General features: G+C 68.9%; 1 pseudogene. It reads left to right on the top strand.

The annotated features are described in order from the left end of the window. Positions 1-381, top strand: a pseudogene (locus ND747_RS16635) (M20 family peptidase); the annotation flags it as partial. Positions 382-524 lie beyond the last annotated feature (143 nt).

The raw sequence follows: 524 nt of genomic DNA, 5'->3' as shown, positions 1-524 counted from the left end.
ACCCCCGCCTTCGATGACAAGGCCGCGCTGGACCTGCTGCGGACCCAGGCGGCACAGGTGGACGCCGCCTGGCCAGGCACGCAGCCCACCCTGGTGGAGGCGACGACCCACTGGCCCGCCTTCGCCCTCGACGCGGAAGCGCCGCTGCGCGCCGCGTTACTGACCGCTGCGGCTGCCGTCGGAGTCCGCACTGACGCGAAGGTCGCGGGCCCGTCCAACATCGGCAACTACCTCGCCGGGCGCGGTATCCCGGCGACCGCCGGTTTCGGAGTGGACTACCGCGGGTTGCACGGCACCGACGAACAGATCGCGGTGGCGTCGATCCCTGTTGTCCAGGCCGTCTACCACCAGGCGCTCCTCACTCTGCTGAGGGCGTCCTGACCTGCGGGGACGCATCTGTCGTCGACAACTGGTCGACACCTCGACAGCAGACACACGCCAGCCGGTGCGCTGGTCGGCCAGCCTTCCGTACCTGATCGTTGATCGTGTCAGCCGTCACTCAGCGAAGGGCACGATCATGCAAA

The organism is Frankia sp. R82, assembly GCF_023716925.1.
In the GTDB taxonomy this organism is placed as follows: Bacteria; Actinomycetota; Actinomycetes; order Frankiales; family Frankiaceae; genus Frankia.
The sequence above is the reverse complement of the archived record's forward strand: the minus strand, read 5'-3'. Positions and strand labels throughout refer to the sequence as shown.